Source organism: Streptomyces sp. YJ-C3, assembly GCF_053891275.1.
This window is the reverse complement of the sequence record NZ_CM132685.1, coordinates 7,455,876-7,482,047: the sequence shown is the minus strand read 5'-3', so window position 1 is coordinate 7,482,047 and position 26,172 is coordinate 7,455,876. Positions and strand designations below refer to the sequence as shown.

General features: G+C 72.3%; 22 protein-coding genes and 1 pseudogene. 14 read left to right on the top strand and 9 right to left on the bottom strand.

Going from position 1 to position 26,172, the window contains the following annotated elements:
• Window positions 1–28 precede the first annotated feature (28 nt).
• The 6 genes from ACVHNB_RS33845 to ACVHNB_RS33820 all read left to right on the top strand — a co-directional run bounded on the left by ACVHNB_RS33845 (window position 29) and on the right by ACVHNB_RS33820 (window position 5,926).
• The gene (locus tag ACVHNB_RS33845) at window positions 29–1,441 is read left to right on the top strand and encodes an MFS transporter (RefSeq protein WP_456226632.1); all 1,413 of its coding nucleotides are present in this window, start codon (window positions 29–31) and stop codon (window positions 1,439–1,441) included.
• Window positions 1,442–1,519: 78 nt separating this feature from the next.
• Window positions 1,520–2,611 carry a carbohydrate kinase family protein gene (locus ACVHNB_RS33840; protein ID WP_456226631.1) on the top strand — a complete coding sequence of 364 codons (1,092 nt, stop codon included), beginning with the start codon at window positions 1,520–1,522 and terminating at the stop codon, window positions 2,609–2,611.
• A 122-nt stretch (window positions 2,612–2,733) separates the two neighbouring features.
• Window positions 2,734–3,768 (top strand): PhoH family protein, encoded by a 1,035-nt coding sequence (locus ACVHNB_RS33835; RefSeq protein WP_428954770.1) that lies wholly within the window; start codon window positions 2,734–2,736, stop codon window positions 3,766–3,768.
• 15 nt (window positions 3,769–3,783) lie between these two features.
• Window positions 3,784–4,281 carry an rRNA maturation RNase YbeY gene (gene ybeY, locus ACVHNB_RS33830; protein ID WP_428954771.1) on the top strand — a complete coding sequence of 166 codons (498 nt, stop codon included), beginning with the start codon at window positions 3,784–3,786 and terminating at the stop codon, window positions 4,279–4,281.
• On the top strand, window positions 4,278–5,573 hold the full coding sequence (locus tag ACVHNB_RS33825) for a hemolysin family protein (protein ID WP_456226630.1): 1,296 nt from the start codon (window positions 4,278–4,280) through the stop codon (window positions 5,571–5,573). The genes ybeY and ACVHNB_RS33825 overlap by 4 nt, the downstream gene beginning before the upstream one ends.
• Window positions 5,570–5,926, top strand: a complete 357-nt coding sequence (locus ACVHNB_RS33820; RefSeq protein WP_428954773.1) for an MmcQ/YjbR family DNA-binding protein — start codon at window positions 5,570–5,572, stop codon at window positions 5,924–5,926. The genes ACVHNB_RS33825 and ACVHNB_RS33820 overlap by 4 nt, the downstream gene beginning before the upstream one ends.
• Here ACVHNB_RS33820 and ACVHNB_RS33815 read toward each other — a convergent pair.
• On the bottom strand, window positions 5,907–7,334 hold the full coding sequence (locus ACVHNB_RS33815) for an MFS transporter (protein WP_456226629.1): 1,428 nt from the start codon (window positions 7,332–7,334) through the stop codon (window positions 5,907–5,909). The genes ACVHNB_RS33820 and ACVHNB_RS33815 overlap by 20 nt on opposite strands.
• Window positions 7,335–7,475: 141 nt before the next feature.
• Here ACVHNB_RS33815 and ACVHNB_RS33810 point away from each other — a divergent pair, with 141 nt between their 5' ends.
• The 3 genes and pseudogenes from ACVHNB_RS33810 to ACVHNB_RS33800 form a co-directional block, all read left to right on the top strand.
• Complete coding sequence (locus ACVHNB_RS33810; RefSeq protein ID WP_428957668.1) at window positions 7,476–8,300, top strand: helix-turn-helix transcriptional regulator; 825 nt, start codon at window positions 7,476–7,478, stop codon at window positions 8,298–8,300.
• Between the two features lie 28 nt (window positions 8,301–8,328).
• On the top strand, window positions 8,329–8,682 hold the full coding sequence (locus tag ACVHNB_RS33805; RefSeq protein WP_428954775.1) for a cytidine deaminase: 354 nt from the start codon (window positions 8,329–8,331) through the stop codon (window positions 8,680–8,682).
• Window positions 8,683–9,050: 368 nt separating this feature from the next.
• A pseudogene (locus tag ACVHNB_RS33800) lies at window positions 9,051–9,413 on the top strand (transglycosylase family protein); the annotation flags it as partial.
• An 86-nt stretch (window positions 9,414–9,499) separates the two neighbouring features.
• Here the strand turns inward: ACVHNB_RS33800 and ACVHNB_RS33795 are convergent.
• Together ACVHNB_RS33795 and ACVHNB_RS33790 are read right to left on the bottom strand one after the other, a co-directional pair.
• Window positions 9,500–9,838, bottom strand: coding sequence for a P-II family nitrogen regulator (locus tag ACVHNB_RS33795; RefSeq protein WP_428954776.1), 339 nt, complete (start codon window positions 9,836–9,838; stop codon window positions 9,500–9,502).
• Window positions 9,835–11,181: an ammonium transporter gene (locus ACVHNB_RS33790; RefSeq protein ID WP_456226628.1), complete on the bottom strand. Its 1,347-nt coding sequence runs from the start codon at window positions 11,179–11,181 to the stop codon at window positions 9,835–9,837. The genes ACVHNB_RS33795 and ACVHNB_RS33790 overlap by 4 nt, the downstream gene beginning before the upstream one ends.
• A gap of 142 nt (window positions 11,182–11,323) precedes the next feature.
• On the opposite strand from ACVHNB_RS33790, the gene era reads away from it, so the two are divergent.
• Entirely contained in the window at window positions 11,324–12,274 is a 951-nt protein-coding gene (gene era / locus ACVHNB_RS33785; protein ID WP_188339028.1) for a GTPase Era, read from the top strand.
• On the opposite strand, the gene ACVHNB_RS33780 is transcribed toward era, so the two are convergent.
• Entirely contained in the window at window positions 12,271–13,104 is an 834-nt protein-coding gene (locus tag ACVHNB_RS33780) for a helix-turn-helix transcriptional regulator (protein ID WP_456226627.1), read from the bottom strand. The two genes, era and ACVHNB_RS33780, sit on opposite strands and share 4 nt — an antisense overlap.
• Window positions 13,105–13,232: 128 nt before the next feature.
• Between ACVHNB_RS33780 and ACVHNB_RS33775 the strand changes: the two genes are divergently transcribed.
• Window positions 13,233–14,087 carry an NAD-dependent epimerase/dehydratase family protein gene (locus ACVHNB_RS33775; RefSeq protein WP_428954779.1) on the top strand — a complete coding sequence of 285 codons (855 nt, stop codon included), beginning with the start codon at window positions 13,233–13,235 and terminating at the stop codon, window positions 14,085–14,087.
• Between the two features lie 119 nt (window positions 14,088–14,206).
• Here ACVHNB_RS33775 and ACVHNB_RS33770 read toward each other — a convergent pair whose 3' ends face one another.
• From ACVHNB_RS33770 to ACVHNB_RS33750, 5 genes are read right to left on the bottom strand one after another with little or no spacing between them, the layout of a single operon-like run.
• Window positions 14,207–15,079, bottom strand: coding sequence for a GNAT family N-acetyltransferase (locus tag ACVHNB_RS33770; protein WP_428954780.1), 873 nt, complete (start codon window positions 15,077–15,079; stop codon window positions 14,207–14,209).
• 25 nt (window positions 15,080–15,104) lie between these two features.
• A complete protein-coding gene (locus tag ACVHNB_RS33765) occupies window positions 15,105–16,346 on the bottom strand; it encodes an MFS transporter (protein ID WP_456226626.1) in 1,242 nt (413 codons plus the stop codon).
• Window positions 16,343–17,683 carry a GH1 family beta-glucosidase gene (locus ACVHNB_RS33760; protein ID WP_456226625.1) on the bottom strand — a complete coding sequence of 447 codons (1,341 nt, stop codon included), beginning with the start codon at window positions 17,681–17,683 and terminating at the stop codon, window positions 16,343–16,345. Before ACVHNB_RS33760 ends, ACVHNB_RS33765 begins: the two co-directional genes overlap by 4 nt.
• A gap of 57 nt (window positions 17,684–17,740) precedes the next feature.
• On the bottom strand, window positions 17,741–18,007 hold the full coding sequence (locus ACVHNB_RS33755) for a protealysin inhibitor emfourin (RefSeq protein WP_428954783.1): 267 nt from the start codon (window positions 18,005–18,007) through the stop codon (window positions 17,741–17,743).
• Between the two features lie 33 nt (window positions 18,008–18,040).
• The gene (locus ACVHNB_RS33750; RefSeq protein WP_456226624.1) at window positions 18,041–19,126 is read right to left on the bottom strand and encodes a M4 family metallopeptidase; all 1,086 of its coding nucleotides are present in this window, start codon (window positions 19,124–19,126) and stop codon (window positions 18,041–18,043) included.
• Window positions 19,127–19,415: 289 nt separating this feature from the next.
• On the opposite strand from ACVHNB_RS33750, the gene leuA reads away from it, so the two are divergent.
• The 3 genes from leuA to fxsT all read left to right on the top strand — a co-directional run bounded on the left by leuA (window position 19,416) and on the right by fxsT (window position 26,159).
• Complete coding sequence (leuA, locus tag ACVHNB_RS33745; protein ID WP_428954785.1) at window positions 19,416–21,137, top strand: 2-isopropylmalate synthase; 1,722 nt, start codon at window positions 19,416–19,418, stop codon at window positions 21,135–21,137.
• Between the two features lie 209 nt (window positions 21,138–21,346).
• Window positions 21,347–22,024: a tellurite resistance TerB family protein gene (locus ACVHNB_RS33740; RefSeq protein WP_428954786.1), complete on the top strand. Its 678-nt coding sequence runs from the start codon at window positions 21,347–21,349 to the stop codon at window positions 22,022–22,024.
• A gap of 118 nt (window positions 22,025–22,142) precedes the next feature.
• Window positions 22,143–26,159 (top strand): FxSxx-COOH system tetratricopeptide repeat protein, encoded by a 4,017-nt coding sequence (gene fxsT, locus ACVHNB_RS33735; protein ID WP_456226623.1) that lies wholly within the window; start codon window positions 22,143–22,145, stop codon window positions 26,157–26,159.
• The last annotated feature ends 13 nt before the right edge of the window (window positions 26,160–26,172 follow it).

Below are 26,172 nucleotides of genomic sequence, written 5' to 3'. Positions count from 1 at the left end.
CTCTCCCTGCCCACGACCGGAGCCGCTCGTGTCCGCAGCAGTCCCCGCCCCCGCCCCCGTGGAACACCCGCCCGCCGTCCGCTCGGCCGTCCGCAAGATATTCCGGCGGGTCGTCCCGCTCTTCTTCGTCATGTTCGTCGCCAACTACATGGACCGGGTCAACCTGGGCTTCGCCCAGGACCAGCTCCGCGCCGACGTGGGGCTCTCCGCCGCCGCCTTCGGCCTCGGCGCCGGCATCTTCTTCCTCGCGTACGCCCTCTTCGAAGTGCCCAGCAACATGCTCATGGAGCGCTTCGGGGCGAAGGTCTGGCTGACCCGCATCATGATCAGCTGGGGTGTCGTCGCCACCGCGATGGCCTTCGTGGACAGCGCCGGCATGTTCTACGCCCTGCGGTTCCTGCTGGGCGTCGCCGAGGCCGGGTTCTTCCCCGCCGTCATCTACTACTTCTCGCGCTGGCTGCCCGACTCCCACCGCGGGCGCGCCACATCGGTCTTCCTGATGGGCTCCGGCACCGCCACCGTGATCGTCGGGCCCGTCTCCGGCGCGCTCCTCGAAATGCACGGCATCTGGGGGCACTCCGGCTGGCAGTGGATGTTCTTCATCGAGGGCGTCGTCTCGGTGGTCCTCGGGTTCGTCGTCTACCGGTTCCTCGACTCCGGCGTGGAGAGCGCCACCTGGCTCACGCAGGAGGAGAAGGACGGGCTCGTCGCCGTCATCGACGCCGAACAGCGCGAGCGGGAACAGGACCGCGGCACCGCCCGGGTCTCCCGGTGGAAGCTCCTCGCCGATCCGCAGATGCTGCTCTTCCTGTGGATCTACTTCGCGATCAACGTCGCCCTGTACGCCGTCACGTTCTGGCTGCCGTCCATCGTCGACGACATCGGCGGACTGAGCGAGTTCCAGGTGGGCCTGCTGACCGCCGTGCCCTGGCTGTTCGCCATCGCCTCCGTGTACGTCTCCGGACGGCTCTCCGACCGGCTCGGCAAGCGGCGGCCCGTCCTGGTGGCGCTGCTGGTGATCGGCGGCGCCGGGACACTGCTCGCCGTGTTCGTCTCGCCCTGGGCCGGACTCGGCGCCCTGTGCCTGGCCGCCGTGGGCTTCAAGCCCGCGTCCCCGATCTTCTGGACCATCCCGCAGAGCTACCTCGACGCGCGGGCCGCGGCGCCCGGCATCGCCCTCATCAACTCCCTCGGGAACCTGGGCGGCTTCGTCGCCCCGACGGCCTTCGGGCTCATCGAGGACGCGACCGGCTCGACGAAGGGCGGCCTCGTCGGACTCACCGTGGTGGGATTCCTGGCCGCACTCAGCGTCCTGCTCGTCCGCGGCGGCGGGCGCAACGACGCCGTCCGCGGCGCGCGGCGCCGCGCGCCGCAGCGGGCCCGGACGGTACCCGGCGCCACCGCGCGGGTGATCGCCGGGCCGGAGACCACGTCCCCGTGACGGGCTGATGTCAACCGCGGTGGTACGGGGTCCCGTCGGGCACACTGTCCGGACCCCTACCACTGCAGGGAGCGTGACGTGACCTCCACAGACCCGGCCCACACCGACCCGCTCGCGGCCCTCCGCGCGCCCGGTGACCCGGCCTGCGACGTGTACCTCACCGGCACCGTCTTCCTCGACATCGTCTTCACCGGGCTCGACAGCGCGCCGGTCCGGGGGACCGAGTCGTGGGCGCGCGGCATGGGGTCGAGCCCCGGCGGCGTCGCCAACATGGCCACCGCCCTCGCCCGCCTCGGCCTGCGCACCTCACTCGCCGCGGCCTTCGGCGACGACCACTACGGCGAGTACTGCTGGGACACCCTCGAACACGGCGAGGGCATCGACCTCGGCTACTCGCGCACCGTCCCCGGCTGGCACTCGCCGGTCACGGTCTCCATGGCGTACGAGGGCGAGCGCACCATGGTGAGCCACGGCCACGAGCCGCCGCCGCAGGAACCGGCGCCCGCCTGCCCGCCCCGCACCAGAGCCGCGATCGCCGCGCTGGTCCCCGGCGTCGACGCACCCTGGATCGCCGAGGCCGCCCGCAAGGGGACCCGGGTCTTCGCCGACGTCGGCTGGGACGACACGGGCCGCTGGGACCTGGCGGCCCTCGGGGACCTGCGGCACTGCGAGGCGTTCCTGCCGAACGCGGAGGAGGCGATGCGGTACACCGGCACGTCGTCCCCGCAGGCGGCGGCGCACGCCCTCGCCGAACACGTACCGCTGGCCGTCGTCACCCTCGGCGCCGAGGGCGCCTACGCGGTGGACGGCCGCACCGGCGAGACGGCGTCCGTCCCGGCCATCAAGGTCGAGGCCCTCGACCCGACCGGCGCCGGCGACGTGTTCGTGGCCGGGTTCGTGACCGGCACGCTGGCCGGGTGGCCGCTCGCCGACCGGCTGGCCTTCGCCGGGCTCACCGCGGCGCTCTCCGTCCAGGAGTTCGGCGGCTCGCTGTCCGCGCCCGGCTGGTCGGAGATCGCGGCGTGGTGGCGCCAGGTGCGGTCGTACGACGACCAGGATCCGGCGGCCCTGGACCGGTTCGCCTTCCTGGACCCGCTGCTGCCGGAGGCCGCCCGGCCGTGGCCGCTGCGGCGCGCGGTGCCGACCATCGGGTTCGGACGTTCGGCGTAGCCCCGCCGGACCGGCCGGGGTGCGTCCGGAAAAGCCTTCGGTCCTGTCAGTGCCACGTCGTAGGCTGGAAAGCATCAGAACAACGGCTGTCACAAGGAGAATGCGGCCCTCAGTGCCCGCCCATGACGCAGACACCATCCAGCGCCCGCGCGCAGTTCACCGTTCCGGCGAAGCACCCCATGGTCGAGGTGCTCGGATCGGGTGACGCGTTGCTGCGAGTGATCGAGCAGGCCTTCCCGGAGGCCGACATCCACGTCCGGGGCAATGAGATCAGCGCGACCGGGCAGCCCGCCGAAGTGGCCCTCGTCCAGCGACTGTTCGACGAGATGATGCTGGTCCTGAGGACGGGAGCCCCGATGACCGAGGACGCCGTGGAGCGCTCCATCGCGATGCTGAAGGCCACGCAGGGCGGTGAGAGCGACGGCCAGGAGACCCCGGCCGAGGTCCTCACCCAGAACATCCTGTCGTCGCGCGGCCGCACCATCCGCCCCAAGACGCTCAACCAGAAGCGGTACGTCGACGCGATCGACAAGCACACGATCGTCTTCGGCATCGGCCCCGCCGGCACCGGCAAGACCTACCTGGCCATGGCCAAGGCCGTGCAGGCCCTGCAGTCCAAGCAGGTCAACCGCATCATCCTGACCCGCCCCGCGGTGGAGGCCGGCGAGCGCCTCGGCTTCCTGCCCGGCACCCTCTACGAGAAGATCGACCCGTACCTGCGCCCGCTGTACGACGCCCTGCACGACATGCTCGACCCGGACTCGATCCCGCGGCTGATGGCGGCGGGCACCATCGAGGTCGCCCCGCTGGCCTACATGCGCGGACGCACGCTCAACGACGCCTTCATCATCCTCGACGAGGCACAGAACACGAGCCCCGAGCAGATGAAGATGTTCCTGACGCGCCTCGGCTTCGAGTCGAAGATCGTGATCACCGGTGACGTGACGCAGGTCGACCTGCCGAACGGCACGAAGTCCGGTCTGCGCCAGGTCCAGGACATCCTGGAGGGCGTCGACGACGTGCACTTCTCGCGGCTGTCGTCCCAGGATGTCGTCCGGCACAAGCTGGTCGGCCGTATCGTCGACGCGTACGAGAAGTACGACACCGAGCACGGTACGGAGAACGGCTCCCACAAGGGCCGCCCCAGAGGGAAGTAGAGAACCAACAGCGCCATGTCGATCGACGTCAACAACGAGTCCGGAACCGAGGTCGACGAGCAGGCGATCCTCGACATCGCCCGCTACGCACTCGCGCGGATGCGTATCCACCCGCTCTCCGAGCTCTCGGTGATCGTCGTGGATGCCGACGCCATGGAGCAGCTGCACGTCCAGTGGATGGACCTGCCGGGGCCGACGGACGTCATGTCCTTCCCGATGGACGAGCTGCGGCCGCCGATGAAGGACGACGAGGAGCCCCCGCAGGGGCTGCTCGGCGACATCGTGCTGTGCCCCGAGGTCGCCAAGAAGCAGGGCGAGGAAGCACCCACGCAGCACTCCATGGACGAGGAGCTCCAGCTGCTCACCGTGCACGGCGTGCTGCACCTGCTCGGCTACGACCACGAGGAGCCCGACGAGAAGGCCGAGATGTTCGGCCTCCAGGCGGCCATCGTGGACGGCTGGCGCGCGGAGAAGGGGCTGACCGGTCCCTCCCCGGCCCCGACCGTGTCATGAGCCTTTCGCTGATCGCGGGCGCGGTCGCGCTCGTCGTCGTCGCCTGGCTCGCCGCCTGCGCCGAGGCCGGCATCGCGCGGACCTCCAGCTTCCGCGCCGAGGAGGCCGTACGGTCCGGGCGGCGCGGCAGCGCCAAGCTCGCCCAGGTCGCCGCCGACCCGACGCGCTATCTGAACGTGGCGCTGCTGGTCCGGGTGGCCTGCGAGATGGCCGCCGCCACGCTCGTCACGTACGCCTGCCTGGAGGAGTTCGACGCCACCTGGCAGGCGCTGCTCGTCGCCATCGGCGTGATGGTGCTCGTCTCGTACGTCGCCGTGGGCGTCTCCCCGCGCACCATCGGACGCCAGCACCCGCTGAACACCGCCACCGCGGCCGCGTACGTACTGCTGCCGCTCGCCCGGATCATGGGCCCCATCCCGCCGCTGCTGATCCTCATCGGCAACGCGCTGACCCCCGGCAAGGGCTTCCGGCGCGGACCGTTCGCCTCCGAGGCCGAGCTGCGCGCCATGGTCGACCTCGCCGAGAAGGAGTCCCTCATCGAGGACGAGGAGCGCCGCATGGTGCACTCCGTCTTCGAGCTCGGCGACACGCTCGTGCGGGAGGTCATGGTGCCGCGCACCGACCTCGTCGTCATCGAGCGGTACAAGACGATCCGGCAGGCCCTCACGCTCGCGCTGCGGTCCGGGTTCTCGCGGATCCCGGTCGTCGGCGAGAGCGAGGACGACGTCGTCGGGATCGTGTACCTGAAGGACCTCGTCCGCAGGACCCACATCAACCGGGACGCCGAGGCCGAGCTCGTCTCCACGGCGATGCGGCCCGCCACGTTCGTCCCGGACACCAAGAACGCCGGTGACCTGCTGCGCGAGATGCAGCAGCTGCGCAACCACGTGGCCGTCGTCATCGACGAGTACGGCGGCACGGCGGGCATCGTCACCATCGAGGACATCCTCGAGGAGATCGTCGGCGAGATCACCGACGAGTACGACCGGGAGCTGCCGCCCGTCGAGGAGCTCGGCGACGACCGCTTCCGGGTCACCGCGCGCCTCGACATCGGCGACGTCGGCGAGCTGTACGGCATCGAGGAGTACGACGACGAGGACGTGGAGACCGTCGGCGGCCTCCTCGCCAAGGCGCTCGGCCGGGTCCCGATCGCCGGGGCCTCCTCGGAGGTGCCCCTGCCGGACGGGCGTCGGCTGCGGCTCACCGCCGAGGCCGCCGCCGGCCGCCGGAACAAGATCGTGACGGTGCTCGTGGAACCCCTCGGGCCCGTGGAGGAGGAGCCGGACCGGTGACACCCCAGGAGCTGCGCGCCCTGTGCCTGTCGTTCAACGCGACGGTGGAGGACTTCCCCTTCAACCCGGAGACCTCCGTGTTCAAGGTGCTCGGGAAGATGTTCGCCCTCACCTCCCTCGACGCGCGGCCCCTGACCGTCAACCTCAAGTGCGACCCCGAGGACGCGGTACGGCTGCGCGGCGAGTACGAGGGCGTCATCGTCCCCGGCTGGCACATGAACAAGCGGCACTGGAACACCGTGACCGTGACCGAGCTCCCGGACCGTTTCGTCCGGGAGCTCGTCGAGGACTCGTACGACCTGGTGGTGGCGGGCCTGCCCCGCGCGGAGCGGCTCAGGCTCGACCGGCCCTAGCCTTCCTCGTGCGCAGGCCCGCCGCGATCATGAGGGCCGCGGCCAGGACGAGCGCCGCGTCCACGGCGATCACCGTGCGCACCCCGGTCACCAGATCCGCCGACGTCGTCGCGAGGACGCCGAGCAGCGGGATGCCGAGCGTGATGCCGAGCTGCTGCGACGAGGTGACCAGGCCCGTGGCCAGGCCCTGCTCCGCGTCGGTCACTCCCGCGGTGGCCGTCGCCCCGTACGCGATGATCGCGCCCATGTGGCCCACGACGATCACGGCGTTGGCCGGCACCGCGAGCCACACCCAGGCGCCGCCCGTGCCGAGGAGCACCAGCGTCGCGGTGACCACGCCCTGCCACAGCAGCGAGACGACCAGCGTGCGGTGCGCGCCGGTCCGGGCGATCACCTTCGGGACGAGCGTGCCGGTGACCGCCGCGACGGCGCCCTGCAGCCCGAAGGAGAGGCCGGTCGCCAGGGCCGACAGATGCAGCGTCTCCTGCAGGTAGAGGGTCAGGACGAAGACGACCGTCGTCATCATCGAGAAGGTGACCAGACCGCCCAGATTGCCCCAGGCCACGGTCCGGCGGCGCAGCATGGCCAGCGAGATCAGCGGCTGTGCGGTGCGGGACTCGACGGCGACGAAGGCCGTGAGCAGGCCGAGGCCCGCGACGAGCGTCACGACGACGTCCGTGCCGCCGAAGCCGCGCTCGGCCGCCGTCGACAGGGCGTAGATCAGCGCGAGCAGACCACCGGTCACCGTGACCGCGCCGGGCACGTCGAGGCGCGGCCGCCGCGGGGTGCGCGACTCCGGCAGCAGGCCGGGGGCCAGCGGCAGCACGATCAGGGCGAACAGGGTCAGCAGGCCCATCGTGGAGCGCCAGCCGAACGCCTCCGTCAGGACGCCGCCCAGCACCATGCCGACGGTGAAGCCCAGGGAGAGCAGGGTGCCGAAGACGGCCAGGGCCCGGTCGCGGCGCGGCCCCTCGGCGAACGTCGTGGTCAGCAGGGACATACCGGTGGGCACCACGGCGGCCGCGCCGATCCCCTGCAGCGCGCGCCCCGCCAGGAACGACGCCGGGTCCCAGGCGAACGTCGCCAGGACCGAGGCCGCCGCGAACAGCCCCAGCCCGCCGAGGAACATCCGGCGCCGCCCGAACAGGTCGCCGACCCGGCCGAAGAGGAGCAGGAAACCGCCCGAGGGGAGCGCGAAGGCCGTCACCGCCCACTGCAGCGCCGACTGGCTCATGCCCAGATCGGGGCCGAGCACGGGCAGCGCCACGTTCAGCACGGAGAAGTCGAGGGCGACCATGAACTGGGCCGCGCACAGCACGAAGAGGACGAGCCGGTCACGGCGGGAGAACCGGGGCGCAGCCGCGACGGCCGGTGAGGTGGAGGTCGGAGCGAGGGTGTCGATTGCCATGCCCCTGAGCCTCGTACGGGCCGAGCGGCCGTGGAGAGTGGGAACTTATGCTGGTGGTCGCACCACCAGACAGGGGGATCAGCGGTGGCGGAGAGCGCGGCACTCAAGGCACATCGGCTCGGTGAGCTGCGGCAGTTCCTGATGAGCAGGCGGGCCAGGGTCACCCCCGCCGAGGCCGGTCTGCCGGACGGCGGCGCCCGTCGGCGCACCCCGGGCCTGCGCCGCGAGGAGGTCGCGGTGCTCGCCGGGGTCGGCGCCTCCTGGTACCAGTGGCTGGAGCAGGGCCGGGACATCTCGGTGTCGCCGCAGGTGCTCGACTCGGTCGCGCGCGTCCTGCGCATGAGCAGCGCTGAGCGGCGCCACCTGTACGTGCTGGCCGGGCTCAACCCGCCCGCCCTGGAAGCCGACGCGGTGTCCGCGCAGGCGATGGGCGACGGACTGCGGCGGCTCATCGACACCTGGATGCCGCACCCGGCGCACATCATGGACGCCTACTACAACTGCGTGATGGTCAACGACGCGGCCCTGGTCGTCTTCGGCATGAACCGGGAGACGACCACCAACTGCGTCCTGGACTTCTTCACCAACTCCGCCTACCGCGTCCGGCACCGGGACTGGGAGGAGATCGCGGCCGGTCTGGTCGCGCAGTTCCGGTCCGCCTGCTCCGAGTGCGTCGACGACGAGGGCTTCCAGGAGGTGCTCGCCCAGGTGAAGGCCGCGAGCCCGGAGTTCGCCGAGCTGTGGGAGCGGCGCGACATCGCGGCGCCCGGCGTCGTCACCAAGGAGCTGGAGCACCCGGTGGTGGGCCGGCTGCACCTGGAGGCGACGACCATGAAGATCCCGGCCCGGCCCGACCTCACCGTCGTCCTGCACACCCCGCTGCCCGAGGCCGACACCGCCGCCAAGCTGGAGTGGCTGGCCTCCGCCGAGGGGCGGCGCGGATCGATGTACCCCGTCGCCGGATGACCCCCGCCGCCCTCCTTATGCTCACCCCATGACTGAGAGCACCGACCTCGGCCCCGAGGACCGCAAGATCGTCACCCTGGCCCGCTCCGCGCGGGCCCGCAACGGTGTGCCCGAGGGCGCGGCCGTGCGGGACGAGACCGGGCGTACGTACGTCGCGGGCACCGTCGCCCTCGACTCCCTGAAGCTGAGCGCGCTGCGGACGGCCGTCGCCATGGCCGTGGCGTCCGGCGCGCAGTCCCTGGAGGCGGCGGCCGTCGTCGGCGGCCAGGACAGCGTGCCGGCCGAGGACCTCGCCGCCGTGCGCGACCTCGGCGGGGCCGGCACCCCCGTGTTCCTCGCGGGCCCGGACGGCACCCTGCGCAGCCGCACCGACGCCGTCTGAGCCGTCCCCGGCGCCTCCCGCCGGCCGGTGACACGGGTCACGCGGATCGCGCGGCCTGCGACGTATCCGCAGGTCAGATGCTCCTTTTCGGGGTCCGCCGGACGGGTGACGTGAAGGGTGTCACGTCCGTCCACGGGCCGGGCAGGACGTCCCGGCGGGCGGCTTCGCGGCGCCCGTGGCCGGAGCGGGCGGCGGGGGTCCCGCCAGGGCCGAAAGTCCTTTTTCCGTCCCCGTCCGGCTCGGGACCAAAGTCCCGGCCGGCCGGGCGGAAGCCTCTGCGAGCGGCCCGCCGCGGACGCCATGGTGGACGAGTCGCCCAGGGCCTGGCCCGGTGCGGCAGGCCCCGTCCCCGAACAAAGGCTTCCTACGTGTTCTCCACCGCTCGCAAGCCCGCTTCCCGTTCCACCCGCGTCCGCCGTCTCGCCGCCGCCACCGCCCTCGCCGGTGCCGCCGCAACGATGGTGATCGCGGGCACCGGCTCCGCCTCCGCGGCGACGCAGGGCTCGTGGGACAAGGTCGCCCAGTGCGAATCCGGCGGCGACTGGTCGGCGAACACCGGCAACGGCTTCTACGGCGGTCTGCAGTTCACCCAGTCGACCTGGGCCGCGTACGGCGGCACGCAGTACGCCTCGAGCGCCCACCTCGCGACCCCGGGCGAGCAGAAGGCGGTCGCCGGCAAGGTCCTGGCCAGCCAGGGCAAGGGCGCCTGGCCGCACTGCGGCGTCAGCCTCTGACCCGGCCGCACCTCCGGCACACACCGAGCGGGCCCGTGACGTACGACGTCACGGGCCCGCTCGGCCGTGTACCGCGACAGGCCCTACACGGCGTCCGGGCCCCGCTCGCCCGTCCGCACCCGCACCACGCTGTCCACCGGCACCGCCCATACCTTGCCGTCACCGATCTTGCCGGTGCGCGCGGCCCGCACGATCGCGTCCATCGCCGGTTCGGCGTCCTCGTCCCCGACGACGACCTCGATGCGCACCTTGGGCACCAGGTCGACCCGGTACTCGGCGCCCCGGTACACCTCGGTGTGCCCGCGCTGGCGGCCGTAGCCGCTGGCCTCGGTCACCGTCAGGCCGAGCACGCCCAGCTCCTGCAGCGCCGTCTTGACCTCGTCGAGGCGGTACGGCTTGACGACCGCGGTGATCAGCTTCATGGCTGCTTGGCCTTTCCGGGAACGGCGACGGGGGCAATGAGGGAATGGCCGGGGTGCGCGGAGGCACCGAGGACGCCGTGATCGTACGCACTCTCCGCGTGCGCCGTCTGGTCCAGGCCCGTCATCTCCTCGTCGGCCGACGCCCGGAAGCCCATCAGCTTGTCGATGGCCTTCCCGATCCCGTACGTCACGAGGAACGTGTACGCCGCCACGACCACCACGGCGAGCGCCTGCTTGCCGAGCTGCCCGAACCCGCCCCCGTAGAAGAGGCCTTCCTCGGCGGCCGAGCCGGTCATCGCCGAGGTGGCGAACAGGCCGATGAGGAGCGTGCCGACGACGCCGCCCACGAAGTGCACGCCGACGACGTCCAGCGAGTCGTCGTAGTCGAACCGGAACTTCCAGGCCACGGCGTACGAGCAGACGACACCGGCCGCGAGTCCGACGACGGCCGCGCCGAGCACGCCCACGACACCGCAGGCCGGGGTGATGGCGACGAGGCCGGCCACCGCGCCCGAGGCCGCGCCGAACGTCGTCGGGTGACCGTCCCGCTTCTGCTCCACGAACAGCCAGCCGAGCAGTCCGGTGCAGCCCGCGATCAGGGTGTTGAACAGGGAGGCCGCGGCGACGCCGTTCGCGCCGAGGGCCGAGCCGCCGTTGAAGCCGAGCCAGCCGAACCACAGCAGGCCCGCGCCCATGACCACCATCGGCAGGTTGTGCGGGCGCATCGCCTCCTTCTTGAAGCCGATGCGCGGGCCGAGGACCAGGCACAGGGCCAGGCCCGACGCGCCGGACGCGATCTCCACGACGAGGCCGCCCGCGAAGTCCAGGGCGCCCAGGTGCTGCGTGATCCAGCCGCCGGGTCCCCAGACCCAGTGCGCCACGGGAACGTATACGAGCAGCGCCCACACGGGCACGAAGACGAGCCACGCCCCGAATCTCGTGCGGTCCGCGACGGCTCCGCTGATCAGCGCCGCGGTGATGATCGCGAAGGTCAGCTGGAACGTGGTGAAGAGGAACGTGGGCACCGTGCCGGTGACCGAGTCCGGGCCGACGCCCGCCATGCCCGCGTGCTCCAGGCCGCCGATCAGCCCCGCGAACGAGTCGTCGCCGAAGGCGAGCGAGTACCCCGCCACCAGCCACACCACCGTCACGAGCGCGATCGAGACGAAGCTCATCATCAGCATGTTGAGGACGCTCTTCGAGCGGACCATGCCGCCGTAGAAGAGGGCGAGGCCGGGCGTCATCAGCAGGACGAGCGCGGTGGCGGCGAGCAGCCAGGCGGTGTCGCCGGAGTCCAGGGCGGGGGCTTTCTCTGCGGCCAGGGGGACGAGGGGGACGGTCACGGGTCTCCTCCGGGTGGGGGCTGTCGTAGAGCGTCACCGTCCCGGGTTTCCGAATCCCTACCCGCGCGTTTCCACCGTGTTTCGTGTTGCCCGGCGGTTACCGGAACCTCACGGTGCTGCGGCGCTTCCACGATCAGGGACAATGGGCGCCATGAGCGTTCACACCCCCGCTGCCGGACCTGCCCACCGCGCCGGCTTCGCCTGCTTCGTCGGCCGCCCCAACGCGGGCAAGTCCACCCTCACGAACGCTCTGGTCGGCAAGAAGGTGGCGATCACCGCCGACCAGCCGCAGACCACGCGGCACACCGTGCGCGGCATCGTCCACCGCGACGACGCCCAGCTGATCCTGGTGGACACCCCCGGCCTGCACAAGCCGCGCACCCTCCTCGGCGAGCGCCTCAACGACGTGGTCCGCACCACGTGGGCCGAGGTCGACGTCATCGGCTTCTGCCTGCCGGCGAACGAGAAGCTCGGCCCCGGCGACCGGTTCATCGCCAAGGAACTCGCGTCCATCAAGAAGACGCCGAAGATCGCGATCGTCACCAAGACCGACCTCGTCGACAGCAAGCAGCTCGCCGAGCAGCTCATCGCCATCGACCAGCTCGGCAAGGAGCTCGGCTTCGAGTGGGCCGAGATCATCCCCGTCTCGGCCGTCGGCGACAAGCAGGTCGACCTGCTCGCCGACCTGATCGTGCCGCTGCTGCCCGAGGGCCCCGCGCTCTACCCGGAGGGCGACCTCACCGACGAGCCCGAGCAGGTCATGGTCGCCGAGCTGATCCGCGAGGCCGCCCTCGAAGGCGTCCGCGACGAGCTGCCGCACTCCATCGCCGTCGTCGTCGAGGAGATGCTGCCGCGCGAGGACCGCCCCGCCGACAAGCCGCTCCTCGACATCCACGCCTTCGTCTACATCGAGCGGCCCAGCCAGAAGGGCATCATCATCGGCCCGAAGGGCAAGCGCCTCAAGGACGTCGGCATCAAGTCCCGCAAGCAGATCGAGGCCCTGCTCGGTACGCCGGTCTACCTCGACCTGCACGTGAAGGTCGCCAAGGACTGGCAGCGCGACCCGCGCCAGCTGCGCAAGCTCGGCTTCTAGCGTTCGCTGGGGCTCAGGTCCTGGAGCCCTATCACCCGCAGCAGCGCCAGCCGCTCGTACGTCTGCGTGCCCGGCCGGGCCGAGTGCACGACGAGCTGCTGGTCGTGCCCGCTGCTGAGCAGCACTTCGCAGTCCAGGTCCAGCAGGCCGACCACCGGGTGCAGGAAGCGCTTCGTCGACGCCCGCCGCACGGCCACCTCGTGCGACGCCCACAGCCGCTCGAACTCCGCGCTCGCGCCGCGGAGTTCGGCCACCAGGGACACCGGGCCCGGATCGTCGGGGCGCGCGGCGGAGACCGCCCGCAGGTTCGCCACGTGCGCGCGGGCGTGCGTCTCGTAGTCCTCCGGCGGGATCAGCGCGCGCACGCCCGGGTCCAGGAAATAGCGGCGGACCAGGTTCTCGCCCGTGGCGTCACCGGACAGCGCCACCGCCATCGTGTTCTGCGCGAGGACCTCGCCCCAGTCGCTCAGCACCTGCGCCGGGGTGTCCTGCAGCCGGTCGAGGATCAGCAGCAGACCCGGCCGGACATGGCCCGAGGAGCTGCCCCGGCGCGGCGGCACCTCGCCCGCCAGGTGGAACAGGTGGTCACGCTCGTCGGCCGTCAGCCGCAGCGCCCGGGCCAGCGCGGTCAGCATCTGGCGCGAGGGATGGGAGCCGCGCCGCTGCTCCAGCCGCGTGTAGTAGTCCACGGACATCCCGGCGAGCCCCGCCACCTCCTCCCGCCGCAGCCCCGGCGTACGGCGCCGGCTGCCGGCGGCCAGGCCCACGTCGGAGGGGGCCAGGCGGGTGCGGGCCCGGCGCAGGAAGTCGGCGAGTTCGGCTCGGTTCACCTCTCCAGGGTCGCTCGCGGTCCCGGTCTTAGCCAGGGAGTGCCGGTCCCTGGATAAAGGCGTCTCTCCCGCCGCGGCGACGGTGCGCCGAGGGTGGTGTGCATGGCTACGACGACGAGGAGGCGGCCATGCTGACATTGGTGACGGGAGCGACGGGTCAGGTCGGGCGGCGGTTCGTACCGCGGCTGCTGCAGGGCACGGCGCCGGGCGACGAGGTGCGGGTGCTCGTCCGCGACGCGGCGCGCGGGGAACGGTTCGCCGCGCTGGGCGCGCAGGTGGTGGTCGGCGATCTGCGGGACGCCGAGGCGCTGGGCAAGGCGACGGCCGGGGCGGACGCGGTGGTGAACGTCGCCGCGGCGTTCCGCGGGGTGCCGGACGAGGAGGCGCGCGCGGTCAACCGGGACGCGGCGATCGAGCTGGGCCGGGCCGCGGTGGCCTCCGGCGTGCGGCGGTTCGTGCAGGTCAGTACCGGGCTCGTGTACGGCAAGGGGCGCGGCAGGCCGCTGGTCGAGGACGACGGGACCGTGCCGGGCGGCCACCTGTGGGGCACCTACCCCGAGTCCAAAGGGGAGGCGGAGCGGGCGCTCGGCGCGCTGGACGGCCTCGACGACCTCCGCATCGGGCGGCTGCCCTTCGTGTACGGCGACGGGGATCCGCACCTGGAGAACGCGATGCAGTGGGCGCCGTCCTGGCCCGCCATGCAGCGGCTGCACATGGGGCACCACGCGGATGTGGCCCAGGGCCTGCAGCGGCTGCTGTACGCGCCGGGTGCGCGGGGCGTCTACAACATCGCCGACGACGCCCCGGTCACCACGGTCGACATCTTCCAGCTCAACGGAGTCCCGGTTCCTCCGGAGGTGTACGAGAAGGTCGACCCGGATCCGTGGGTCGGCGTGATGTCGACGTCCCGCATCCGCCGTGAACTGGGCTACCGGCCGATGTTCCCGTCGGTCTGGACGGCTCGGGACATGGGCGCGCTTTAGGAGTGCCCCGCCAGGGGCGCGGGGAACTGCGCGAGCAACCACGACGATGTCGCGCCCGGCGGCGAGATCTCAACCGGCAACGGCGCGCCGCCCCGGGGCTCTGCCCCGGCCCCCGCTCCTCAATCGCCGGAGGGGCTTGAGGAGCCGGAGGGGCTCGATGGGTCGGAGGGGCTCGACGGGGCCGCGATCATCGCCGTGCCGACCGGGCGGAAACCGAGCCGCGCATAGATCCGGGCCACATCATCGTCCCCGGCCGACAGGAACACCGTGGAGCCGCCGGAGGCGACCAGCGCCGCTGTCACGGCGAGCCCCAGACCCCGCCGCCGAGCCACCGGCAGCGTCCCCACCCCGGCGATCTCCGTCACGTCCCCGACAGGCATGTGCATCCCGGAGCTGAGGACCACCCCGTCCTCGACGGCCGCCGCGAGGACGAGGCGGCCCGAGCGGATCCGGTCCTGGTAACCCGGCAGGCTGCCGTCCGCGGCCCGCGCCGTGACCTCCGCGGTGAGCTCGGCGGCGCCCGCCGCGCCCACCGCGGTCCCGGGGTGGGCGAACGCCACATGGCCCAGCGCCAACGCCCCCGCCAGGAAAGGGTCCTGCGCGTCGAGGACCCGGACCAGGGGGTGCGGGGCGGGCAGCGGCGCGGACGCGTCCCGCGCCATCAGCGGGTGCTCGCTCACCCGCAGCCCCGCCGCCTCGACGGCCTTCCGCATCCCCGGCGTCGTCTGCGCCACCCACTCGAACGCCTCGGGCAGCCCCAGCTCCCGCTGCCGGGCCACCACATGACGGACGTCCTCGACGCTCGGCGGCGGCGCGTCCGGGCGCAACGCGGGCCGCGCGTAGTACGGCCAGCCCGGCCCCTCGCGGACGAACAGCGTGAGCGAGCCGAACTCCTCGACGCGGGCGGCGGCGCGCGGCACCGTGTCGTAGTACCGCTCCAGACGGCCGAGGAGCGGCGAGGAGGCGTCGGGGGAGGGAGCGGCAGGGGTCATAGAGGCGGAGGGTACGTCATACCCGTCAGTCCACCGCCCTGATTTTCCGGACCAGCAGCGCCCCGAGCAGCCCCACGGCCGCCGCCACCAGATACAGCACCCGGTATCCGCCCAGGTGGTTCACCAGCGGCGCCGCCAGCGCCGGAGCGGCCACCTGGGGAAGGGAGTTGGCGATGTTGACGACGCCGAGGTCCTTGCCGCGGTCCAGGGCCGCCGGCAGGACGTCCGTCATCAGCGCGAAGTCGACCGACGTGAACACTCCGAACCCGATCCCGAGGACCGCCGCCGCGACGAGCGCGCCCGGCCAGGTCTGCCACCCGGCGAGCAGTCCCGTCGCCACGGCCATCAGCACGCCCGACCACAGCACGAACGGCTTGCGCCGCCCCACCCGGTCCGACCAGGCGCCGCCGACGACGACCGTGGCGAGCAGCGTCACCCCGTTCACTGCCGTCAGGATCAGCACGCCGGAGTCCGGATCGTCGTGGTGGAGGCGGTCCCGCAGGTAGTAGAAGAGGTACAGCAGCACCAGCGCGTTGCCCAGGTTGATCAGGAAGCGGGTCAGCCACGCCCAGCCGAGGTCCGGGTGGCGTCGCGGGCTCAGCCGGAACCCCGCGGCGAAGGCACGCCACGACCACACCGGACGGTCGGCCGGGTCGAGGCGCAGATCCCGATGGCGCAGCACGTACGGGGCGACGCCCAGCACGGTGCACACGGCGCACGCCGCATACCCGGCGCCCACCCCGCCCGCCACCGTCGCCAGCCCCGTCCCGCCGACCACGCCCAGGATCTGCGCGGCCCCCAACCAGCCGCCCACCGAACCCCGTTGCAGCCGCGGGACCCGGTCCGGGACGGCCGCCGTGACCGCCGCGAACGCCGCGTTCAGCGTCAGCTGCACCAGGCACCAGCCGGCGAACACCACCCACACCGCGTCCGCGCCCCCGAGCAGGAGCAGCGACAGCGCACCGCCCGCCGTGCCCGCCACGATCCACGGCGTACGCCGCCCGTACCGCGACACCGTGCGGTCGGAGAGGGCACCGAACAGCGGGTTCGCGGCCAGCGACACCACCGCGCCGACCCCCGTCACCCAGGCCAGCAGCGCCTCCTTCGACAGCCCGGTGCCCGGCGCGAAGTGCTCCGACTGCCGGGCGAGCAGGATCTGCAGCGGCCCGTACCAGCCCACCCAGATCGCGCCGTTGGCCAGCGACAGGGCGGTCGTCCAGCCCCGCCCGACCCGTTCGACGGGCTCGTCGAGCGCACCCGCCGTCATGCCCGCCGGGCCCGCAGCGCGTCCCGCAGCCAGTGGTAGGACGCCTTGGGCGTGCGCTCCTGGGTGGCGAAGTCGACGTGCACGAGCCCGAAGCGCTTCGTGTATCCCTCGGCCCATTCGAAGTTGTCCATCAGCGACCAGACGAAGTAGCCGCGGACATCCACGCCCGCCTCCGACGCCCGGTGCAGCGCCCGCAGATGACCGTCGAGGTAGTCGATCCGCCGCCGGTCGTCGAGGCCCTCGTACGCGCAGCCGTTCTCGGTGACGACCACGGGCGGCAGCCGGTCGCCGTAGCGGTCGCGGAGACCGGTGAGGAGCGACGTCAGCGCGTCCGGGACCACGGGCCAGCCGAAGTCCGTCACCGGATACCCCGTGATCTCCTGGACGGAGAAGGGGAGTTCGGCGGGGAGGGTGAGCCCGGAGAACTCCACGTCCCGCGCGCCCGGGGCGCCCACCTTCGTCGGCTGGTAGAAGTTGACCCCGTACCAGTCGAGGGTGTCCTCGGAGATCACCTTCAGGTCCGCGGCCACGTCGTCGCCGGGCATCAGCTCGCCGAATCCCTCCGGGTACCGGCCGAGCAGCAGCGGGTCGCTGAAGAGGCGGTTCAGGATCACGTCGTACAGGTCCGCCGCGGCCGTGTCGGCCGGATCGTCGGACGCGGGCCACGTCGGGCCGTGCGAGTTCGCGATGCCGATGTCGCTAGCGCCCGCCGCGCGCAGCGCCCGCGCCGCGAGACCGTGGGCGAGGAGCTGGTGATGGGCCACCGGCAGCGCGCCGAAGAGCAGCTTCCTGCCGGGCGCGTGCTCACCGAGGGCATGCCCCAACAGGGTGTGTTCCGCCGGCTCGTTGAGGGTGATCCACTTGTCCACGCGGTCGCCGAGCCGGGCCGCGACCGTCGCCGCGTACTCGGCGAAGCGGGCCGCGGTGTCCCGCTCCAGCCAGCCGCCCGCCGCCTCCAGCCCCACCGGCAGATCCCAGTGGAAGAGCGTGGGCACCGGACGCACGCCCTGGGCGCACAGCTCGTCGACGAGCCGGTCGTAGAAGTCGAGACCGCCGGGCGAGAGCACCCGCGGCCAGGAGACGGAGAAGCGGTACGCGTCCACGCCCAGGTCGCGGACGAGCGCCACGTCCTCCCGGTAGCGGGCCACGTGGTCGCAGGCCACCGCCGCCGTCGAACCGTCCTTGATCCGGCCCGGCTCGGCGCCGAACACGTCCCACACCGAGGGCCCGCGCCCTTCGACGGCGCCCTCGATCTGGTGGGCCGACGTGGACACGCCCCACAGGAAGCCGGGCGGAAAGGACGGCGCGGACGGCTGCGGTGCCTCGGTGGCTGTCATGGGCGCGATCATCCGTACCGGCCGGTAGGAAGTCAACGCCCATGCAGCGACCGGGAGTTACGCCCCTTCTTTGAGTACTCGGGTGATCAGCCTGCGCTGTTCTTCGGTGAGCCGGGGGTCCGCGCAGTACACCGTCCTGCCGTCCACGGTGATGGTGTAGCTGAACCCGTCGGGAACCCCTATGGGCGGCGTGCCCCGGCCCGCGGCCATCGCCTTCTCGGCCAGGACCTGCCACTCATGGGCGTCGGCACGGCCCGCCGTGTCGACCTCCGCGTGCCGGTCGATGCCGGCGAATCCGCCCGTGCGCGTGACGTGGATACGCATGGGTCCCTGTCTACTCCACATCCGGGCCGCGAGTCAGTGCGTCGGTACGCCGACCTGCTCCCACGCCTTCAGCACGGCCTGCTGCTCCTCGCCGCCGCCGAACCGGGCCTGCGCGGCCTTCACCGTCAGCTTCGCGAAGTCGGCGAACAGGGCGTCCTGCTTCAGCTCACCGCCGGTCAGGGTGTCGTACCAGATCTGCCCGGCCCGCTCCCACGCGTGACCGCCCAGCGACTCGGCGAGGATGTAGAAGGCGTGGTTGGGGATGCCGGAGTTGATGTGCACGCCGCCGTTGTCCCGGCCGGTCCGCACGAAGTGGTCCATGTCGGCGGGCTGCGGGTCCTTGCCGAGCACATCGTCGTCGTACGCCGTGCCCGGGGCCTTCATGGAGCGCAGGGCGACGCCCGTGACGCGCGGCGCGAGCAGCCCCGCGCCGATCAGCCAGTCGGCCTCGGCGGCGGTCTGGCCGAGCGTGTACTGCTTGATGAGCGAGCCGAAGACGTCCGACACCGACTCGTTCAGGGCGCCGGGCTGGCCGAAGTACGTCAGGTTCGCCGTGTACTGCGTGACGCCGTGGGTCAGCTCGTGGCCGATGACGTCGACGGGGATGGTGAAGTCGAGGAAGATCTCGCCGTCACCGTCGCCGAACACCATCTGCTCGCCGTTCCAGAAGGCGTTGTTGTAGTCCTCGGAGTAGTGCACCGTCGCGTTCAGCGGCAGGCCCTCGCCGTTGATCGAGTGACGGGTGAACTTCTCCAGGTACAGCTCGAACGTCGCGCCCAGGCCTGCGTACGCGCGGTTGACGGTCGCGTCCTTGCCGGGCTTGTCGCCCTCCCCGCGGACCTTGCGCCCCGGCAGCTCCGTGTGGTGCCGGGCGTCGTAGACGGTGCGCTGCGGCTGCTCCGCCGGGGTGCCGGCGGGCGGGGCGACGGACGGGGCGCCGATGACGGTCGTCATCCGGCGGCGGGTGCGCTCGAAGGCGTCGCGCTCCAGGCTCCTGCGGGCCTTGACGGCGATCGCCGCCTCGCCGGACTGCGCGGCCCGGTCGAGGATGTGCGGCGGCACGATGGTGCAGAAAACGGGCTCGAACCCTTGCGGGCCGCCCGTCGGGTTGGCGGTCATGCGAGGCAATGTGGCACTGGGTCATGCCGCTGTCACTACCTGCAACAATGATTAGTGAAATAGAGGTATTGATCACCTCTTACCCGTTACCTGACGCGGATCCCGCATACTGATACGGGCCCGCGCGTCCGGCGAGACTCGGCTAAGGTGCGGAGCATCATGCGTTACGGGCTGCTTCTCCTTAGCTGCCGCGGCGAGGGCCTGTAGTCGAGGCCGACCCCCTCCCCGCGGAGTTTGGCGTTGCGCCGTCGGCCGCCTTACCGGCCACCCTCGAGGAGCCCCACGCATCATGCCGAACTTCCAGCGCCCCAGCGCCCTGCCGATCCACAAGTACGGCCGGTACGACCAGGTCGACATCCCCGACCGCACGTGGCCGAACAACCGGATCACGGTCGCGCCCCGCTGGCTCTCCACCGACCTGCGCGACGGCAACCAGGCGCTGATCGACCCGATGTCACCCGAGCGCAAGCGCCGGATGTTCGACCAGCTGGTCAAGATGGGCTACAAGGAGATCGAGGTCGGCTTCCCGGCCTCCGGGCAGACCGACTTCGACTTCGTACGGTCGATCATCGAGGAGCCCGGCGCGATCCCGGACGACGTCACGATCTCCGTACTGACCCAGGCCCGCGAGGATCTGATCGAGCGCACGGTGGAGTCCCTGAAGGGCGCCAAGCGCGCCACGCTCCACCTGTACAACGCCACCGCCCCGGTCTTCCGCCGGGTCGTCTTCCGCGGCTCCAAGGACGACATCAAGCAGATCGCCGTCGACGGCACCCGCCTGGTGATCGAGTACGCGGAGAAGCTGCTGGGCCCGGAGACGGAGTTCGGCTACCAGTACAGCCCCGAGATCTTCACCGACACCGAGCTGGACTTCGCGCTGGAGGTCTGCGAGGCGGTCATGGACGTCTACCAGCCGGGCCCGGGCCGCGAGATCATCCTGAACCTGCCCGCCACGGTCGAGCGTTCCACCCCGTCCACGCACGCGGACCGCTTCGAGTGGATGCACCGCAACCTGTCGCGCCGTGAGCACGTCGTGCTCTCCGTCCACCCGCACAACGACCGCGGCACCGCCGTCGCCGCCGCCGAGCTGGCGGTCATGGCCGGCGCCGACCGCGTCGAGGGCTGCCTGTTCGGCCAGGGCGAGCGCACCGGCAACGTCGACCTGGTCACCCTGGGCATGAACCTGTTCTCGCAGGGCGTCGACCCGCAGATCGACTTCTCCGACATCGACGAGATCCGTCGTACGTGGGAGTACTGCAACCAGATGGAGGTCCACCCGCGCCACCCGTACGTGGGCGACCTGGTCTACACGTCCTTCTCCGGCTCCCACCAGGACGCCATCAAGAAGGGCTTCGACGCCATGGAGGCCGACGCCGCCGCCAAGGGCGTCACCGTCGACGACATCGAGTGGGCCGTCCCGTACCTGCCGATCGACCCGAAGGACGTCGGCCGCTCCTACGAGGCCGTGATCCGCGTCAACTCGCAGTCCGGCAAGGGCGGTATCGCGTACGTCCTGAAGAACGACCACAGCCTGGACCTGCCGCGCCGTATGCAGGTCGAGTTCTCCAAGGTCATCCAGGCGAAGACGGACGCCGAGGGCGGCGAGGTCACGCCGAAGGACATCTGGAGCATCTTCCAGGACGAGTACCTGCCCAACCCGGACAACCCGTGGGGCCGCATCCAGGTCAAGACCGGCCAGACCACGACCGACAAGGACGGCGTGGACACGCTGACCGTCGAGGCCGAGGTCGACGGCGCCGAGCGGGTCCTGGTCGGCACCGGCAACGGCCCGATCTCCGCGTTCTTCCACGCACTGCAGGGCATCGACATCGACGCCCGCCTGCTGGACTATCAGGAGCACACGATGAGCGAGGGCGCCTCCGCGGTCGCCGCCTCGTACATCGAGGTCGCCATCGGCGACAAGGTTCTGTGGGGTATCGGGATCGACGCGAATACGACACGTGCGTCGCTGAAGGCGGTCGTCTCCGCGGTCAACCGCGCGGCCCGCTGAGGCGGTTGAGCTGCGCGAACGCGGCCCCGTACACCTTTTGTCGGTGTGCGGGGCCGCGGCGTGTCTCGGCCAGTCAGCCCGATCTCCGTGACCTTGGCGTGACCAAGGTACTGACGCCGCATCAACAATGTGGCTAACATCACGCCAACGCCGCGATGTTGCGGCGCCGTTAAACGGAGGTGTGCGACGTGCTGCCGATTTGGGGACGTATGCGGCGAACCGGGGTCTCGCGGGTCCTCGGCGTGCACACCACATGGACCACCGTCGGCGACGGGGAGTTCTTCTGCCCGGGCTGCGGCGGTGACCGCAACTACCAGCGGCGCACCGGCCGGCGCCGCTTCACCGTGCTCGGCGTGCCGGTGGTGCCGCGCGGCGAGACCGGGCCCGTCGTCCAGTGCGCCGCCTGCGAGGGCCGGTACGGGACGGAGGCGCTCGACCACCCGACCACGCACCGCTTCTCGGCGATGCTCCGGGACGCCGTGCACACGGTCGTGCTCGCGGTGCTCTCGGCGGGCGGCTCCTCGTCCCGCACGTCGCTGGAGTGCGCCGTCGGCACGCTGCGCGGGGCCGGCTTCGACGACTGCTCCGAGGAACAACTGGCCGCGCTGGTCGAGGCGTTGATGACGGACGCCGGGCGACTGCCCGAGCACTGCGGGCCCGCGGCCGGGCTCGCGATCGAACTGCACGAGGCGCTCGACCCGCTCGCCCAGCACCTCGCCCCGGCCGGACGGGAATCGATTCTGCTGCAGGGCGCGCGGATCGCCCTGGCCGACGGGCCGTACTCGGCGGCGGAGCGGGACGTCCTGGGCACGGTGGGCGCCGCCCTGACCATGTGTACCGACGAGGTCGGACGGCTGCTGGTGGCGGCGGCGCGGACGCCTTCGTAACTCCCCTTGTCATAAACGGGGTTACTTCGTTCACGTCTCTCCCCGGACCGCTCCCGTGACACGTTTCGCGGGGCACAATCGTCTCTCCGGGCAGGCGCGGGTGGACGAGGGGGAGCGCGTGAGGCACGGCATGCGCTGGGCGCTGGTGGTGGCTCTGAACGTGGCGGCGTTCGCGGGTGTCTTTCTGATCTTCTACGCCGCCGACGTACCGCTGCTGCCCGCCTCCGACGAGGGGCGCATCGCGGTCGGGGTCGCGGCCGCCACGGTCGCCGCGACGGTGGGCGGGGCATGGGGCGCCTGGTGGGCACCGCGAGCGGTGGCGCCGACGGCGGCGGGCGGGCCGGAACCCGGGCCGCAGCCCGGAGTACGTCTCGAACTGCCCCACGCGACGGTGACGGTGCACGGCGGCCCCGGGCAGGCCCCGCCCCGGCCCCCTGTCTACCGGGGCGATCTGCCGCACGAACCGGTCGGCTTCCAGCCCCGCGAGGACCTGCTCGCCGCGCTCGCCGCCGCCAACGAGGAGCACCGGTTCACCGTCGTCCACGCGGTGACCGGCGCGCGGGGCGTCGGCAAGACCCAGCTCGCAGCCGCCTACGCCCGGCGCCGGATCGAGGAGGGCTGGCCGGTCGTGGCCTGGATCACCGCGGAGAACGGCGGGCAGCTCACCTCCGGACTCGCCGACCTCGCCGACCAGCTGGGGGTGCGCGAACCGGCCGACGACACGGCGACGGCCGCCCGCGCGGCCCTCACCTGGATCGGGCAGAACCCCGATCCGTGTCTGATGGTCCTGGACAACGCGACGGACCCGGACGAGGTGCTGCGCTGGCTCCCGACGGCCGGGCGCGGCCGCGCCCAGGTGGTCGTGACGGCCACGGCGCAGTCCTTCGAGAACCTCGCCGGGGCCGGAGCGCGCGTCGACGTCACGGTGTTCACGCGGGAGGAGGCCCTCGACTTCCTGCGCCACCGCACGGCCGTGCCCCCGTCCCCGGACACCGACGCGGCGGCGCTGGAGGTCGCCGAGGAACTGGGCCGGCTGCCGCTCGCGCTCGCTCAGGCCGCGCAGGTCATCCGGATGCGGGGGATCGGGTACCGGGGCTATCTGGAGCGGCTGCGGGCCTATCCGCTCGGGGACGTCCTCGAGCGGGTGCCGGGGGAGCGGTACCCCCATCGGGTCGCCGAGGCGGTGCTCCTCTCGGTCGACCAGGCGGAGCACGGCGAGGCGGGCGCGGTCGTCCGGACGCTGCTGGAGGCGCTGTCCGTGCTGTCGCCGGCCGGGGTACCTCGTGAGGTGCTCTACGGGGTGATGCGGCAGGCCGGGGTCGAGGACGGGGCGGGAGCGGAGGCGGCGCTCGGGGCGCTGACCCAGGCCTCACTGGTCACCGACGCCGGGGCGGACGCCGTGGCGGTGCACCGGCTGGTGCAGCGGGTCGTACGGGAACGCGCCGGGGAGGGCATCCGGCCGGTGGTGCGGGCCGTGACGCGGCACCTGGCGGAGGTGCTGGTCCCGTCCCTGGAGGCATGGGAGCGACGGGAGGTCGGAGGGCAACTGGTCGACCAGATCGACGCGTTGTGGAACACCGTGCGCGAGGACCTGGCGGAGTACGAGGAGGAGGACCAGGAGGCCCTGGTCGACCTGCGGTACTGGGCCGGTTACGAACACCTGGGGGAGGTGGGGGCGATGGGACGGGCGGTCGAGTGGGCCGTGGACACCAGGAAGGCGTGCGAACGGCTGCTGGGCGAGGAGAGCACCGGCTTCCTCCGCGCCCTGGAGTTCGAGGGAGACATGCACGCATGGGTGGGCATCACCCAGAAGGCGCTCGACGAGCGGGGCAGGCTCCTCGAGATCACCGAGCGGCGCCATGGCCCTGACCACGAGAAGACCCTCAACGCGCGCATGGATCTCGCCAGTTCGTACCAGTCCGCGGGGCGCTACGAGCAATCGGTGCCCATGTACGAGGCGTTGGAGCGGGACGAGCGACGCCTCCACGGCGCGGACCATCAGCGGACCCGTACCGCGCTGCGCCGCCTGGCGGACGCGTACGCGGCCGCGGGCCGGCTCCGCGAGGCGGCCTCGATCGTGGACCGGATGCGCACGGAGTGGTCGCGGGACACCCGGTCCACGGCATCGGGCCTGGACTCCCTGCGGGGGCTCGCCGAGGCCTATGGCTCGGTCGGTCAGGACGCCGAGGGCGCGGCACTGCTGCGGCGCTATCTCGAGGAGTGCGAGGCCTCCTACGGCGCGGACGCGATCCAGACGATCGGCGCCCGCAACGACCTGGCCCTGCAGTACATGGACGCAGGTCTGCAGGACGAGGGCCTCGCCGCCGCGCAGCGGGCGCTCGCGGACGCCGAGCGGGTCCTCGGCCCGCAGGCGGCGGACACCGTCGAGTTCCGCGACACGCTCGCCACCTGCCTTCAAGGGGTCGACCGCGACGACGAGGCCATGAGCCTGTTCCGGCGCGTGGTCGACGACCGGATCGCCCTGCACGGCCCGGATCATCCCCGGGTGCTCGGCGCCCGCGGCCAACTCGTGTGGTCCCTGGACGAGTCGCGGCGGCACGCCGAGGCGTACACCGCCCAGACCGAGCTGATCGCCGACTACGAGCGGCTCCTCGGCGCCGACCACCCGAGCACGTTCGGTGTCCGCCGGTTCCACGTCCACCTGTGCACGCGGCACGGACGGATCGGGGAAGGAGTCGCCCTCGCACGCGAGCTCCTGGCCGACCACGAGCGGGTGCACGGCCCCGACCACCCGCGGACGGTCGACATGCGCCTCGCCCTTGCCGACGCCCTGACCGCGGCCGCCGAGTACCAGGAGAGTCTCACCCTGTTGAGAGGGGCGGTGCGGGACACCGCGCTGACCCTCGGCGCCGGGCACCCGTGGACGTTCGCCGCGCGCGCCCGCCTCGCCGGGGTGCTGACCAGTCTCGGCGCGTTCGAGCAGGCCCGTGAGCTGCGCGAGGCGAACGTGGCCGAGTACACCCGGGTCCACGGGAGCGAGAACACGCAAGTCGTCTACGCCCGCAGCGACTTGGCCGACGCGCTCACCGCGTGCGAGCGCCACGACGAGGCGCTCGCGCAGCACCGCAGGGTCGTGGACGACATGGCGCGCATCCGCGGCGCGGACCACCCGGCCACGCTCCTTGCCCGGCGCTGGCTGGCGACCGCCCACGGCAAGGCGGGACGCCACCGGGAGGAGTGCGCACTGACCCGCGCGGCCCTCGCGGACACCGAGCGCATGTACGGCGCCGACAGCCTGCTGACCCTGGCCACGCGCGCGGAGTACGCGTCGGCGCTCCTCTCCGTCGGGCTCGGGCGGGCGGCACGCCGTCTGACACGGGACCTGTACGCCGATTACACGCGTCTGCTCGGCCCCGGCCATCCGCAGACGATCGGCCTGCTCGACGACGTGGCGGACGGCTACCGCGCGGTGCAGCGACGTCTCAAGGCCCTGCGGATCCGGCGGCGCGTGCTGCGTGCGCAGGAGACGAGATCGGGCCCCTGGAGCTGGGCCTCGATCCACGCACGCCGCAGCCTGGGCTCCGCCTACTGTTCCGTCGGCCTGGTCCGGCGCAACGCCACCCTGCAACGGCGCCTCCTGGAGGATCTGACGGCGCACTTCGGCCCGGACCACGTCGCGACCCTGATGCAGCGCGACTGGTGGTCCTTCGCCCTGCGCCGCGCGGGGCGCTGGCGCAAGGCCGCGGCCGTGGCCCGGGCCCGCGGTACCGACTACGCCCGGCTGTACGGCCCCGACCATCCCTGGACCCTGGGCGCCCGCCGGTTCACCGCCACCACCCACCGGCGGACCGGCCGGGTCCGTACCGCCCTCGCGGAGTACGAGGCGCTGGCCGCCGACGAGGCGCGCATCCACGGCCGGGATCACCTCCAGGCCTGGTACGCGCGCGGCCGGGTCGCCTACGCCCTGCTCTGGGCCTGCCGCCCCCATCGCTCCGTCGCCGCGTTCGACGCCGTGATCCAGGACGGCGTGCGCCTGATGGGCGCGGAGAGCCCGCAGGTCGTGGGGCTCGCCCGCTGGCGCTACCCGCTGCTGTGCCTGGCCACCGGCCACTGGGTCCGGCTGCGCGGCGCGCTCCGCCTGCACAGCCGCCGCCCCGAACTCCCCCGGGAATAGCCGCGGTTAGGGT

Excerpts from the sequence above, each read along its gene's own strand:
- ACVHNB_RS33835 (WP_428954770.1), top strand. The coding sequence starts at position 2,734 with ATGACGCAGACACCATCCAGCGCCCGCGCGCAGTTCACCGTTCCGGCG.
- ybeY (WP_428954771.1), top strand. The coding sequence starts at position 3,784 with ATGTCGATCGACGTCAACAACGAGTCCGGAACCGAGGTCGACGAGCAG.
- ACVHNB_RS33825 (WP_456226630.1), top strand. The coding sequence starts at position 4,278 with ATGAGCCTTTCGCTGATCGCGGGCGCGGTCGCGCTCGTCGTCGTCGCC.
- ACVHNB_RS33815 (WP_456226629.1), bottom strand. The coding sequence starts at position 7,334 with ATGGCAATCGACACCCTCGCTCCGACCTCCACCTCACCGGCCGTCGCG.
- ACVHNB_RS33810 (WP_428957668.1), top strand. The coding sequence starts at position 7,476 with ATGAGCAGGCGGGCCAGGGTCACCCCCGCCGAGGCCGGTCTGCCGGAC.
- ACVHNB_RS33805 (WP_428954775.1), top strand. The coding sequence starts at position 8,329 with ATGACTGAGAGCACCGACCTCGGCCCCGAGGACCGCAAGATCGTCACC.
- ACVHNB_RS33795 (WP_428954776.1), bottom strand. The coding sequence starts at position 9,838 with ATGAAGCTGATCACCGCGGTCGTCAAGCCGTACCGCCTCGACGAGGTC.
- era (WP_188339028.1), top strand. The coding sequence starts at position 11,324 with ATGGGCGCCATGAGCGTTCACACCCCCGCTGCCGGACCTGCCCACCGC.
- ACVHNB_RS33775 (WP_428954779.1), top strand. The coding sequence starts at position 13,233 with ATGCTGACATTGGTGACGGGAGCGACGGGTCAGGTCGGGCGGCGGTTC.
- ACVHNB_RS33770 (WP_428954780.1), bottom strand. The coding sequence starts at position 15,079 with ATGACCCCTGCCGCTCCCTCCCCCGACGCCTCCTCGCCGCTCCTCGGC.
- ACVHNB_RS33765 (WP_456226626.1), bottom strand. The coding sequence starts at position 16,346 with ATGACGGCGGGTGCGCTCGACGAGCCCGTCGAACGGGTCGGGCGGGGC.
- ACVHNB_RS33760 (WP_456226625.1), bottom strand. The coding sequence starts at position 17,683 with ATGACAGCCACCGAGGCACCGCAGCCGTCCGCGCCGTCCTTTCCGCCC.
- ACVHNB_RS33755 (WP_428954783.1), bottom strand. The coding sequence starts at position 18,007 with ATGCGTATCCACGTCACGCGCACGGGCGGATTCGCCGGCATCGACCGG.
- ACVHNB_RS33750 (WP_456226624.1), bottom strand. The coding sequence starts at position 19,126 with ATGACCGCCAACCCGACGGGCGGCCCGCAAGGGTTCGAGCCCGTTTTC.
- leuA (WP_428954785.1), top strand. The coding sequence starts at position 19,416 with ATGCCGAACTTCCAGCGCCCCAGCGCCCTGCCGATCCACAAGTACGGC.
- ACVHNB_RS33740 (WP_428954786.1), top strand. The coding sequence starts at position 21,347 with ATGCGGCGAACCGGGGTCTCGCGGGTCCTCGGCGTGCACACCACATGG.